7 protein-coding genes and 1 tRNA gene are annotated in these 14,390 nt (G+C 44.2%); all 8 read right to left on the reverse strand.

The features are described 5' to 3' along the window. Positions 1-2 precede the first annotated feature (2 nt). A complete protein-coding gene (locus G632_RS21335) occupies positions 3-8,435 on the reverse strand; it encodes a pectinesterase family protein (RefSeq protein ID WP_022769638.1) in 8,433 nt (2,810 codons plus the stop codon). A 337-nt stretch (positions 8,436-8,772) separates the two neighbouring features. Then, a tRNA-Arg gene (locus tag G632_RS0112630) sits at positions 8,773-8,846 on the reverse strand. A 60-nt stretch (positions 8,847-8,906) separates the two neighbouring features. Then, entirely contained in the window at positions 8,907-10,028 is a 1,122-nt protein-coding gene (locus tag G632_RS0112635; RefSeq protein WP_022769639.1) for an HD domain-containing phosphohydrolase, read from the reverse strand. Positions 10,029-10,038: 10 nt separating this feature from the next. Beyond that, the gene (locus G632_RS0112640; protein ID WP_022769641.1) at positions 10,039-11,220 is read right to left on the reverse strand and encodes an acetyl-CoA C-acetyltransferase; all 1,182 of its coding nucleotides are present in this window, start codon (positions 11,218-11,220) and stop codon (positions 10,039-10,041) included. Between the two features lie 161 nt (positions 11,221-11,381). Beyond that, positions 11,382-12,128, reverse strand: a complete 747-nt coding sequence (locus G632_RS0112645; RefSeq protein ID WP_035782702.1) for an energy-coupling factor ABC transporter ATP-binding protein — start codon at positions 12,126-12,128, stop codon at positions 11,382-11,384. A 17-nt stretch (positions 12,129-12,145) separates the two neighbouring features. Continuing rightward, positions 12,146-12,922, reverse strand: coding sequence for a cobalt ECF transporter T component CbiQ (cbiQ, locus tag G632_RS0112650; RefSeq protein WP_022769644.1), 777 nt, complete (start codon positions 12,920-12,922; stop codon positions 12,146-12,148). A 15-nt stretch (positions 12,923-12,937) separates the two neighbouring features. Continuing rightward, positions 12,938-13,954: an energy-coupling factor ABC transporter permease gene (locus G632_RS0112655; protein ID WP_022769645.1), complete on the reverse strand. Its 1,017-nt coding sequence runs from the start codon at positions 13,952-13,954 to the stop codon at positions 12,938-12,940. Between the two features lie 102 nt (positions 13,955-14,056). Then, entirely contained in the window at positions 14,057-14,386 is a 330-nt protein-coding gene (locus G632_RS0112660) for a DUF7021 domain-containing protein (RefSeq protein ID WP_022769646.1), read from the reverse strand. Positions 14,387-14,390: the final 4 nt, after the last annotated feature.

Genomic DNA, 14,390 nt, shown 5'->3' on the forward strand with positions numbered 1-14,390 from the left:
CATTACTTAATGATATGAAGGATTGCAAGGAGCTTTGCTAAAAATCCTGTCTTGATGGCAATAGCAACTGCTGCAATTACAAGAACTGCTGCCCCTGCGATTGGAAGTACAGGTGATACAGGTTTATTCTGTGAATCAGGTGTATCTGTTGTAGGAGTCTGTTCATCAGTAATTGTCTGCTGACCATCAGTACCGCCTGTGGTGTTATCTACAGTCTGGTTGTCTCCGCTACCGGTATTTCCGGTATTGTCTGTATTTCCGGCATTTCCGGTGTTGTCGCCGGTTGTTGTCTCTGTAGATGTTCCTGTACCGGTTTCTGATGAATCGCCGGTTGTTGTTCCTGTACCTGTTCCTGTTGAACCACCGGTTGTTGTTCCTGTGTCTGTTCCTGTTGAGCCACTGGTTGTTGTTCCTGTTTCTGTACCTGTTGCAGAACCTGTAGTTGATCCGGATGTTGAGCCGCTTCCCGAAGTGCTGCCGGTGCTGCTTGATCCGCTTGTGCTGCTTGAGCTTCCTGTGCTGCTTGAATCACTGCTGCCGGACTCACTTGAAGAGCTTCCTGAGCCACTTGAAGATCCGCTTCCTGAGCTTGATCCGCTGCCTGATCCTGAGCTTGAGCTTCCGGGCTCTTCGTCTTCCTGATTCTCTTTATCCTTCTCTGCAGCTTCAGATGAGCCATTGATATCTCTCTCATACTGAATTGCTTCGTAGTTACCGCCAAGGTCAGCTGCGATGTCTTTTGCATCAAGGCCTGCATTTGCAAGAGCTGCAAGTCCTGTCTCGGAGAGCTTCATGAAATCGCCAAGATCTATTGAACCGTCTGCATTTCTAAGTCTCTCAGCTACTGCGATAGGATTCTGCGCATCAGCCTTAGGTGCTGAAAGTGATACGAACCAGTCATCTGTTACAGTAAGGCCGTCCTTATTTGAGGACTTTCCATCCTGCCAGAAGAAGTTCAGTGTTCCATAGATGTTGTTTGTATCCTGTGTTCCCTTAGGCTTGATGTTCTCGCTTGTTCCGGTGTTCTCTGTCCTATAGGACATTACTCCGTCTACATAGTAGTTGGTATTAGCTGTGTCATTTGTATAAAGAGCTACGTTGTTTGATCCGTTGTTGAAGGATGTTGAGTTGTAAACCTGAATATCAGGACCTGAGTTGGAATCAATACCCTTGGCCTTGTTGCACCATGCAACAGAGTTAATGAGCTTGTGGTTGCCGGCAATGCTTGAACCACCCATCTTGAATCCGTTACCGTTTCCTTCATTTGTTCCGTCAACGCCATATCCGTTATCAAATGCCACGCAGTTCTGGATTGTAACCTGACCGATTGAGCCTGTCTCTACCTTTGCAAAGAGATCCCAACCATCATCAGCGTTGTTGTAGGCAATACATCCATCAAATACGATACCTTCGCCACATGTAAGCTTGGCAGCAAATCCGTCTGCATCCTCATAGCCTGCATCTGCATTGCTGTAAGATGTGCAGTTGAGGATCAGGTCGTATGAAGGCCAGAGGTCTCTGCTATCTGATGAGAGATATCTGCTTACCTGGATACCTGTGTTTCCGTTCTCGTATGTACGGATATTGTTAAGAGTAATATGACTTCCGGATACCTGAATACCTTTTTGTCCATTGGCTGACTTGGTGCAATCAATTCCACTAATGTACCAGTAATTACCTGCAAGAATGAATCCTGCACATTTTGTTCCAAAGTCGAAGATTGCTCTTCCGCCATCAGTAACCATATTGATCGGCTTATCAGGTGTTCCGTCAATTCCTCTGTCAATTGTAACTGTCTTTGTCAGATTATAAGTTCCGCTTGCAAGGACAATTGTCTGACCGGGCTGTACATACTTAACAGCTGTATAGATATCTACAGGGTCAGCCTGTGTTCCTCTTGCATCTGACTTACCGTTTTGTGATACATAAACCTTTTCATCGCTATTGATGGTTGCATATCTTACAGTGTGTGTGAACTCAGCCATCTCATAAGATGAAAGTTTCTTGTACTCATCGTTTTCAGGGTTAAAGAACTCGTCAGGAATGAACTTTATTGTAAATTTGTTATCGCCCTTAACAAGCTTTGTTGTAACGCTTACAACTTCGCTCTCCTTAACTTCCTTGGCACTTACAAGCTCTTTTCCTGATGCATCGGTAATTGTAAGTACGCCGTCAGCGTTTCCTGTGTACTGAAGCTCATATTTAGCTGTATTTGAATATGTAGCTGAGATTATCTTGTAGCTCGGTACTACATATTCAATTTCTCTCTCCTCTGCAGGAGCATCGTCTGCAGGATCTGTAAGCACAAGTTCAATATCACTGAAGGTTGCCTTCGCTGCTCTTGATGCAAATACTCCGATATATACATTGTTCTCATCAAGATTTGAAAGAGCCTCTGTATCATAGAACTTCTTTGTAGCAATAACATTGTCATTGCCATCAAGGTAGCTTACAAAGTATCCTGTATTGTTCTTCTGAATACGAAGCCTTACTGTTGTAAGAGGATTCTCAACTGTTCCGGGAACTGCTGCAGTAGCATTTCCAAAGAGGTTATATGTTCCGGCTCCGTTTGCACCGCATGAGCTCTCGAGAGGATACATCTTGGATGAGAATTCTCCGGTAACAGTTGCCGTATCGTTCGCCTCTAAGCGAGCGAGGTTTTCTTTTGTAACACCTACTTTCTGCTGAGCGCCAAGTCCATCTTTCATTGTGATCTTAGCTTTTGTGTCATCTTCAGTAGCTTCGCCCTTTTCAGTGTCATAGAAATACTCAACCTTTGTTCCGGATGCCATGTAGGAGTTATTCCAGAACACGCTGCTATCTCCGTTTACACCGACTCTGTCTGCAGCCATGATACCGAAGCCTTCCTGTCCGTTTGTAAATGTCCAGGAATCAATGGTTGCTGTTGCAGTAAAGGTAAAGTTCATATCAGAAGGAACTGATGTATAGTAGTAGCAAAGTCCGTCTGTACTTGCAGGAACCAGCTTGCCCTTATTTCCTGTATTCCAAACAGTTATTGTTCCGTCTTCATTTTCTGTGTATCCACAATTGCTTCCTGTAGAAACGCCCTGTCCGAATGCTGAGAATACCCACTCACGCTCAGATTCTGCAGTAACAACTTTCTCTACTGTTGTTGTCTTGGATGTATCTGTAACTGTCTTTCCGTCTTCTTCTCTGTCTCTTGTTGCAGTGAGTGAAATCTCATAGGTATCACCAACATCAAGTCCAACAAAAGTATATGAATACTCTGTCTTAACATTGTCTACAACTTCGCTTGGCTTGTATGTATCTCTTGAAGATTTGCCATCTGCGTTTGTCTTATTTGTTGCAACGATTGTGTAACCTGTTGCCTCTGCTACAGAGTAGAACTTAACCTGCAGAGTGCCATTACCTTTATTAACAACGCTCTTGAATGCAGGAGCTGTCAGCGGAAGAACAAAGCTGATCTTCTCGTCATTGCTTGTCTTCTTGGTCTCTTCATCATCTCTTATAAGAGCTGCAACAAAATGGTAATCTCCTGATTTTGTAGGAGCAAACGCAAATTCAAACTCATCCTTTTCAGCTGAAGATCTCTGTGTTGTAACTATCTGATCGTCTGTACCAATGCAGTCAAGTTCAAGCCTGTCTCCACCATCTGTGCCAATAACCGCCTTAATGGTAATAACTATCTTGCCATTATCTTCTGCATCAAGGGCAACGTTCTCGATAACAGGAGCTGCAACGCTGCTCCAGTCAGCTCTTACAACTTCTGTAGGAGCTCCGTCCGTAACCTTAACCTTGAAAATGTAGTTGTTGTTTGTAGCGCCGCCAAGGTAATAAGTTCCGGCGTCAGAGAGCTTAAATGATGAATAGTAAGGAGAGTTCTTGATATATGTTCCATCTGTTATAGCAACCGCTTCTCCTGATGAATTCAGAATTGTCATCTGACGGTTGTCATCTCCGCCTTCTACCCACCAAACTTCTACTGTAGACTCTGAAGATGTAGTGAACTTTATAGAGTTCATATCTGTGGTAGCCTTGCCACCAAGATTAAATCTCACACCTGAAGCATAGCCATCTTCCCAGGTCTTTGAGCTTGTATCAACCTTTGACTTTGCGCTGAAGATAACTGAGAAGTAATCGTCTGTTCCACCCTTTACTTCCTCACCATCAGCCTTTGCACCTGCTGCAAAAGTATCAAATGAAGATGCTTCAATTACATATTCTACAGGCTCTGCGGCTTTATCTTCTTCTACTTCAATCTTGAAGATGTAGTTGTTTCCGGCAGATCCGCCGAGGTAATAGGTTCCGGCTGCATCAACCTTAAGTGTTGAAATATATACTGAATTCTTAACGGCTGCATCTTCCGTAGTAGCAACTGCTTCTCCGGATCCGTTAAGTATTGTCATCTGACGGCCGTCACCTCCGCAAGCCCACCAAACCTTAACAGTTGCCGAATTGGACGTTGTAAACTTAACTGCATTCTTCTCAGTGGAAGCTGCTCCACCAAAGTTAACCCTCTGCTCCGAATAATAATCGTCTTCGAAAGTCTTCTTGCTTCCGTCAACCTTACTCTTTGCGCTGTAGATAAGAGTGAAGTAATCCTCTGTTCCGGCTTTTTCTGTATCTCCATCAGCCTTTGCATTCTCACCAAAAGCAGTAAGAGCAGATGACTCAAACACAAACTTTGAAGTTGTGGAAGCAACCGGCTCATCCTCTGCTACAGGAACCTCTCCTGTTGACCCGTCAGGGAAGGTGATCGTCATGTCTTTTCCTTCAAATGGATTGAAATCTCCAAGGAAAGCTTCTGTGCTGATCACAGTGCCATCTGCGCAAACAGCTTCTTTAGGCTGCTGCGCCCATGTAACACGCTGGTCTGCATTGTTCTCAGCTGATACTTCAAAGGTGCCATACTCAACATTTCTTGCTGACTCTCCGGTAAGAGATGCATTCCATCCTGCCGGCTGGATCAGTGAAACTGTAGAGTCTGCATCGTATGTATATGTCTTGCCATCTGAACCAAGTTTCCAGTTTGTAGCCTCAACAACAGTATCAAAGAATACTACTTCTGATGTGTTTGCTGCCCAAGGTCTTCCGAAGAATCCGGGCTTTGAAGTGTACTTGGATGCTGTGTTAACACCGGGCTCTGTGCTCTTAACAGTACAGTTGTACATCAGGTATCCACGAGCTGATGCTGATCCCTGCTGTGCTGCAGTTATGTAAGAAACATCATTCTTGTCTTCACTGGTGTTCATGACAAGGTCGCACTTAGCAAATACTGCTGTCATACCACCAAAGATAAAATCTGTTCCGCCGTATACATCGCAGTCATAGAAACCTGCTGTTGTGCCTACTGCGCCGTAAAGTGTATCCTGGCGTCCGATGAATGCACAGTTATCAAAGAAAGCTTCTTTTGCAGAACTTGTCATAGCCAGTGCTGCTGCTCTCTCAACGTACTTCTTATCCTGAACGGTCACGTCACCTGCTGCCATAGTTGAACGGGCAACAGATCCCTCTTTTGCACCGCTCTGAGGAACGATAACGTCCTCTGCTGCCTTCTCAGACATATACTGGTTAAAAGAGTTCTCGAAGATAATGCCTTCTGCTTCAAACCCTTCGGCACTTACTACAACAGAAGCGTTCCAGTAGCTTCCTGCTGTTGTGCCCGATCCGGGATTTTCGAATGAAGCATATCCGTTAGCCTTGTTAACTGCCAGCAGTTCCTCATCGTACTTGCAGTCACTACCCATACTGTAATATGTGTATCCATGTCCGTAGTACCAAGTAATACGAACTGCGTTAGGATCAATGCCAACACCCTGATCTGTAAGAGCAATGCTGGGTGCAGAGCTTGCATTCTTAAGAGTTACATTAGGAACATCAACTACCAGCATCTCCTCGTAGTTGCCGGGTTCAATGCTGATGGTAACTCTCTTGCCATCTCTGTCCATGAGCCTTACAGCTTCAAGAGCTTCGCCGATGGTTGCAAAGTCAGCATCATCCGATGAACCAACCTTAAGATCCGACTTATACTCTGTCTGATATACCGTAGCAATCTTGGTTATATAAGAAGTTCCAAGAACTGTTATGTCAAAAGAGCCTTCGCCACCCTTATAGTCATACTCAAATGTATCATTTTGACTTGTGGATCCGGTTTTAACATTGACAGAACTCTCATTTTCATTTTCAAAGTAATAAGAATACTGATAATTGCCGGTAACCTGGATCTTGCAATCTCCCTTTACAGGAACAGAAATTGTTCCCGCGCCTGAATAGAGGTAAGTCGCATTGTGAGATTTTCCGTTTGTCCAGGAAAGGCCGTTGTATGTGCCTGATGTAGCGTTTGCAAACTTGGCTGCAAAGGCTGCATCACTGAAGTTCCATTCAGTAATGTCTGAGGCAAAAGAAATCTCTTTTACCACATCAGAGCCGTTAACTACAAGGTCACTTGTACGCTTCTGGACAAAAGCTCCTGCGCCTGTTACTTCAACAACGTACTGTCCGTCTCTGAGTGCAATATTGTCAGTTCCTGTAAACTCATATACATAGCCGTCAGGCTCAAATCCGTTTTCTGTATCAAGTCTTGTGAATGTAAAAGTTGCATCCGCAAGATCAGCAAGTGTAGCTCCCTTAGGAGAAATTGTAACCTTGTAAACAGGCTTTGCTTCAAACTCGATATTCAGGTTGCTGTTATCCTTTGAAACAGTAAGCTCTTTTGTTACGAGGTCATAATCGTCTACAGCTGCATAGTTCTCTGTAGTTGTATCCTCCCTATCAGCAACAGTAACATCGTAAGTTACGCCGCTCTGAAGCTTAAGGTCATAGTAAATGTCTGAACCCTCAGACTGAAGGCTGATCTTAGGTACATATACAGAATCTTCATCCTGCGGCTTAAAAGTAAACTCTGCAGCAGCCACGAAATCCTCGGCATCATCAGCCGCAATTCCTGTAAGTTTACCCGAAACATTTACAAGTTCTACGCCAACAAGATCAAGATCAATGCTCTCATCACCACTGATTGATACAGTCTTGGGAGAAACGATCGCGTAATCATCTGCACCCTCGAGAGAGAGTTCATATTCAAAGCCTTCCGCAAGTGTTGCAGCAAATGCTCCGTCTGAAACTTCTGCCTTAGCAACATTTCCGTTAGCCTTGTTTGTAAATACAACTTCTAAAGTGTCTTTTCCGTTATATCCGTTTACAGTACCTGTAAGTGTGCTGTACTGTGCATGCTCGCGGATAACCCTTGCAAGTACGAGCTTTTCTGTTGCGGAAAAGAGCTTGTACTTACCGTCACTTGATGGATAAAATACCATCTTTGAAGCAGTGCCGCTTCCAAGAGTGTGAACATAAGAAGCGTCATCAGAAGCATCATTAACATTTCTGAAATGTACTTCGGAATCTGTTCCGTTACTTGCAACAAAAGCTGTGATTGTATCATCAGCTTCGCATTCAAGAGCAACATACACGCCATCTGTGCTGCCCTTATTTGAATAAATGTAACCGCCATATACATTACCATCCTCATCCTTGAGGCTCTTAGCATCATATCTGGTCAGCTCGGTATTAGTTGTCCTGAGTCTGTGGGTTGTAGGATAACCACCATCATTAAACTCAAAATCGCCGTCATCAACAGAAAATGAAGCAATATTTACTCCAGTTGAACCTGCAGCCACATCACCATAAAATCCATTTATAGTGTCAACATCAAGTCTGTTGTTATAATCATCGCCAAGATCTTCTGCGCCGAAATCCCATACATCAGCCTTGTCAGCATCAAAGTTCCTGTCATTTTTAGTTGTATCTTCAGGCACTTCGTCACCTGTATTCTCAGTTGCAACAGCATCGAAACTAAGAACAACAGGATCCTGATCATCTGCAACATTCATCTGTTCAAAGTTAAGCGTAAGAAGTTTGTAATTATCCACTCCTTTAAGTTCAAGTGCATACGTCACAAATTTCTTAACCTTAACAGAATAGCTTCCGTCATCATTGAATGAAACTGTCTTTGTCTCAGAACCATCCTCAGGTATGCAGCTTATCACAGCATCCTTCTTAAAGCTCTCAAGATCCTCATCGCTGATTCCCTGAAGCTCAAATTTCACTTCCACAAGTTCCTCAGTTTCATCAGCGACTACAGATCCCCCGTTTGCAGAATCTGTCAGTGCTTCGCTCTCAGAAACTTCGGCATCTGCCTTCTTAACTTCGACTTCCGAAGCCTCAGTAGTCGCAGAATCTGAAGAAGCTGCCTGGACTTCAGCATCTTTTGTCACAGATTCAGTGTCAACTTCCTCTTTAATCTCACTGAAAGTCTGCGCCTGCAAAAGAGTCTCCTCCTCCGCCAGTGTCATTCCTCCGGGCAGAGCCATCGAAACATTGGAAAACGTCAGTGCAGCAGTAAGAACTGCAGCAAAAAACTTCGCTCCGATTCCGCCCTTTCTTCTCTTTTTTGACATATTGTTCCTCCCGTTTGTTCCCCATAAAACTCTGTTTATAGTTTTTTAATAATGTAAACGCTTACATTATTTTCAGAACGTGACCTTATCTTATCATAGTCACTTTGACTAAAACAAGGGGAAAACGAAAGATTTTTTCACCATATTGACTAATTATTAAACAAAATTTCAAGATAATAATTGTGCATTTTTTAGTGTTAGCGTTTTCATGAGGGTGCCGGAAAGTTAAAACTATTTTAGATTGTTTTAATAAATTCCAGTTTCCATGGCTTTTTCGGGGAATAAAAAGCGGACAACAAAAAAGCGATCACATCAAATGATGTAATCGCTTTATGAGTGTGCGTGACAGGATTCGAACCCACGACCTTCTGGTCCGTAGCCAGACGCTCTATCCAGCTGAGCTACACGCACATGAGCCATATCGGCAACAAATAATATTATATTCATGCCGACAGGCTTTGTCAAGAAAATTTACATATTCTTATCTGCTGCCTCTGCAGCCTTGGTCTCAAGGACCAGTTTTTCCATATCCGGCCTTGCAAATTCAAAGCAGGCCAGGAGCTTTTCATTGAATACTCCACACTCTCCGTCCTTGATCATCTCATAGGCTTTATCCATAGGGAACGCTGCCTTGTAAACACGGTCACTGACCAGCGCGTCATATACATCCGCCAGCGCTGTAAGCTGAGCTCCAATAGAATTTTCTTCACCTTTAAGTCCGTCAGGATAACCTCTTCCATCGTATCTCTCATGGTGGTGTCTGCAGATATCCAGACTCATTTCATAGTACTCTTTGTCCTGAACGTCTTTTAAGAGCTCAATGATCTCACTTCCACGGGTGGTATGAGATTTCATCAGATCAAATTCCTCATTGGTGAGCTTGCCGGGCTTAAGAAGGATTGAGTCCGGAACGGATATCTTACCGATATCATGCATAGCCGAAGCTTGAGTAATAACATCTACAAGGTGAGGTGTCAGTCCCAATTCCGGATAGTTATTCATTGCTGAGAGGGCAAGGATTCTGACAAATCCCTTTATCCTCTTTAAATGATAACTTGACTCCATGCTTCTGAATTCTACTATGGTCGCAATGGTGTCTATGACTTTTTCGTTGCTGTTTTTAAGCTTCTCTTCCTGCTTTTTCAGGTAGATGAACTGCTTCTTTAAGACTCTGGTCTGATCATCAATCTGGCTCTCTAAGTTATTCTTGTGGTCATAGAGCTCAATATTTCTTGAGACACGCCTGTCAACGATGATAGGATCAAAGGGTTTGTGAATAACATCCGCTGCACCCTTCTGGTAGCTTGCACGTTCTGCCTCTGTAGAGGTGTCGGCTGTGATCATCAGAACAGGAATAACATCATTTAAGTTATCCCTTTTGCCCATCTCCTCAAGGACCTGATAACCGTCCATCTCAGGCATGACAATATCAAGGAGAACTGCTGCGAGCTTTCCTTCATTCTCCTCCATTATCTTAAGAGCCTCGAGGCCGTCGCCGGCCTCAAGGATATTATATTTGTCTTTAAAGATCTCTCCGAGAATTCCTCTGTTGATCTCGTTATCATCAACTACAAGAATTGAACGATCTGCCATAGGGCCTCCATCAACGTTCTACTATAGCTGCGCATCCCATTCCGCCGCCGACACAAAGAGTAGCAAGTCCCTTGTGAACATCGCGTCTTTGCATCTCGTAAAGAAGTGTTACCAGGATTCTGTTTCCTGAGCATCCAACGGGATGACCAAGAGCAATAGCTCCTCCGTTTACGTTAAGGACGTCTTTTGAGAATCCAAGGTCATGCTGTACAGCTACTGACTGAGCTGCAAAAGCTTCGTTTGCTTCTATAAGATCGAAATCACCGATTGAATATCCGGCTTTCTTCATAACTTTCTGTGTTGCTGCCACAGGTCCGATACCCATGATTCTGGGCTCAACGCCTGCAAGCTCTCCGGCGATCCAGGTACCAAGAGGCTTAACTCCAAGCTCTTTTGCCTTCTCCTCACTCATAACGATGATTGCTGAAGCAGCGTCGTTGATGCCTGACGAATTGGCTGCTGTAACAACTCCGCCGTCCTTCTTGAAAGCAGGTTTAAGATGGGAAATGCCCTCTACTGTAACGCCCTTTCTTGGTCCCTCATCTGTATCAAAGATGATGGTCTCTTTCTTTTTCTTGATCTCTACAGGAACGATCTCTTCCTTGAATTTGCCCTCTGCAATGGCCTTCTCTGCCTTGTTCTGTGACCATGCTGCAAACTCATCGAGCTGCTCCCTTGTAAGATGCCACTGCTCTGCGATGTTCTCAGCTGTGATACCCATGTGATATCCGCCGAAGGCATCTGTAAGTGCATCCTTGATCATCGCATCCTGAAGTTCTCCGGAACCCATACGGTATCCGTAACGTCCCTGCTGCATAAGATAAGGAGCCATTGACATGTTCTCCATACCACCGGCTACGATAATGTCCGCATCACCCATTCCGATGAGCTTGGCTGCGAGGTTTACGCAGTGCAGACCTGATCCGCAAAGAACGTTTATTGTTGTTGCAGGAACTTCAACGGGAATTCCTGCATTTACAGCTGCCTGTCTGGCCGGGTTCTGTCCAAGTCCTGCCTGGATAACGCAGCCCATATATACTTCATCAACCTGTTCCGGCTTTACACCGGCTCTTTTAAGTGCTTCCTTGATTACAATTGTTCCAAGTGCCGGAGCAGGTGTTGTTGAAAGTGCTCCACCCATGGTTCCGATCGCTGTTCTGCATGCTCCCGCTAAAACTACCTTTCTTGCCATTATAATTTTCCTCCATGATATTTGTACATTTGTTTTAATTGGTGCTGCTAGCGCCACTCATACATATACATTTTAACACCTGAAAGTATGCCCCTCAACGTATTTTAGATAATTTTCAGAAAAGAAAAAGGCGCCGGCTTACGTGCCTGCGCCCAATATCTCTATCTGTTTGTCAAACTCAGCGGAAGTTCCAAACCATGTTCTTCAAGCAGCTTTTTATCCGTAAGAATCTCTTCTACACTTCCGTCTGCGATAATTCGTCCTTCATCCAGTAAAAGAGCTCTCGAACAGGTATCCATTATAAAATCAAGGTCATGGGATGTGATTATCTTAAGTGCCTTGATCTCATTTAATATCCCTATAAGATTTCGCCTGTTCCTGGGGTCCAATGCAATCGACGGTTCATCCATTATGATGATATCCGGCTCCATGGAAAGGATTGTAGCTATGGCTGCAAGCTTTTTCTCACCGCCCGAGAGCTTGTAATTGTGCTTATTCCTAAGATGAGAAATGTGGACCTTATCAAGCGCCTCATCGACACGTCTTTTCACCTCTTCGTCAGAAAGCCCGTAGTTCTGAGGTCCGAAGGCAACATCCTCTCCCACAGTTGAGAGAAACAGCTGACTGTCAGAGTCCTGGAAAACATATCCGACATGTTCTCTGATATGGCTCAGATTCTTTTTGTTTACGGGATGTCCTGCCACTTCCAGCTCGCCCTCATAATTAAGGTATAGCCCCACAAGCAGCTTCATCAGAGTGGATTTCCCGATTCCGTTAGCCCCGACGATTCCTATGCTCTCGCCATCGTGAGCTGTGAGATTAAGACCATCCAAAACCTTATTCCCATCCTCATAGGTAAAACTCAAATCTTTTATTTTCAGCAGTTCTCCGCTAATTCCGGTATGCATCTCTTTTTCCTTCCAGATCAAACAATAAATCTTATAACAATAAACGCAGCTATCCAAACCAGGGGGTAGATGTGATCAAAGGCTTTTGGAGATCTCTTTTGCACATTAAAATCACCCTTGAAGCCTCTGAGCACCATGCTCTCATAGACATTTCCTGCCCTGTCCATGCTGCGAAGAAGCCACTGTCCCACCAGCGTTCCCCAGGCTTTGTAGTTAATACCCTTCTGCCTCGGAGCCCTGAGCATATATGCCGTTGTTATCCTGTCCGCTTCATTGCCCATAAGGCCGAAGTATCTGTAGATAAGCAGAATAACGATGACTATTATCTTTGGAATATGCAAAAGGCGCAGCGCATAGCAGATCTGCTCAATCGACGTTGTCGCAATTAGAATATATGCGGAGAGTATGCTGTAGAATCCCTTAAGCATCAGCGTCACCATGGAAATCATTCCGCCGGTAACTTTAAATCCGGGGAAAAGAGGTATCTGCGCCACCACCTGTCTGTCGAAGAAGGGGTTAAATATTCCCACAAATAACACAAGCGGAAGGATTAGCCTCATCCTGTAGAGTCCATCCTTAAGGGACAGCTCTCCGGCGATAAATCCAAAGGCCGGGAACACTGCCATCATTATCATTCCTGATAAGTCATACTTGTTAAAGGATGCTACAAACAAAATGTATGTAACGCAAACAAGCAGCTTTCCCAATGGATGAATCCTGTTCATCCAATGAGAACGCTGCTGCAGATTCTGAAGTTTATTCATTTCATGTAGCTGTTTTTCAATAGACTCCATAAAACCTCTGCCATATCAAGCACTGGCAGAATCAGGCTCCTCTTTCTTCTTAAATAATCTAAATGCGTAGCTTGCACCAACCATAACGCCAACTACAACCAATGATCCCACAATACCCGAGAAGCTTGTACCGGCTGCTGATTCGCTGTCCTTAAATGCATAATCTGGTAAAAGAGATGTGGCATCCTGAATTCCTGCTGCTGTGTCATAAACACCGCCGTCTGCCTCAAGCTCTGTTGTTCCTGCAACCTGCTCCATTGACCACTCAAGGCCGTCAGGGAATGCAGATGCGAATAAAGATACGATTCCGCCTGCAAGGGCTGCCAAAATTGCTATTACGATGATTGTATTTTTAAAGCTGAGCTTTCCTTCTTTAACTTCTGTGCTCTCACCAACACCCCATAAAAGCTCAGGTCTTGCTTCATGTACAAATATAAGTACAGCTGCTGTTATAAGGCCTTCAACAAATCCGATCGCAAGATGTATAGGCTGCATTGTTGCAAGAAATACAGAGAATGGAAGCTCTGTAACTCCCGAAGCAAGAGTCTCCAGCGTAACAGAGAATGCACCAAGCTGCAAGGTAAGAACGCATCCAAGGATAGATGCGAGCGCAATCTTAGCTCTGCTTGCTCCTTTCTTCATTATTGGCTTCCATATCAGGAGAGCCCCTATAAAGCACCCGTAAAAGGCCATATTCCATATATTACAGCCCAGGGCAAGCAGTCCTCCGTCAGCAAATAACAGGCACTGAACCAGAAGTACTCCTATCATGGTAAGGAAACCTGCGTAAGGTCCCAAAAGTGCAGAAAGCATCATACCACCGCACAGATGTCCAGATGAACCTGTACCCGGAATAGTGAAGTTGAGCATCTGGGTTGCAAATACAAATGCACCCATAACTCCCATTACAGGAATCTTCTTTGGATCGTTTTCTTCTCTTACTTTTTTAACTGATACTGTTGCTGCAGATGCTGATAAAACATACATTGTTCCCGCAACTGCCGGTGCCACTAAGGCGTCTGCCATATGCATATGATTGTCCCCCTCGGTACTAATAATTATTCATATCACTAGTACAGTATATTGGGCTGTGCATAGGCGTACAAGCCCCCCGGGGGGATGAAATTTTATTTATTAATCCGGGATATCTGTAATAATAACAGGCTCGTCAAATTCTGCCAGCAGGTTATCCAGATATTCATCCTTAATGTCTTTTTCCAAAAGCTCAAGAATATAGATTCCTCCGAGCCTGTGTGGATTGTTGACATATTCAGGTCCTTCATCGAGCTTCTTTGCTGCAAGACCCTTTATCCTGTAGGCTTTATCTTTTTCAAAGAGGCCAAATACTGTCTTTCTGTCATATTCTTTTTCAGCTACAACATAGCTAAGAGAAGCTCTGGTATCGCTGCGCTTACCTGTAGTCAGATCGATATATCCCAAAATAGGAACACCTATAAGTCCCATGTTC

Origin of the sequence: Butyrivibrio sp. NC2007 (assembly GCF_000421405.1) — a bacterium.
In the GTDB taxonomy this organism is placed as follows: Bacteria; Bacillota; Clostridia; order Lachnospirales; family Lachnospiraceae; genus Butyrivibrio.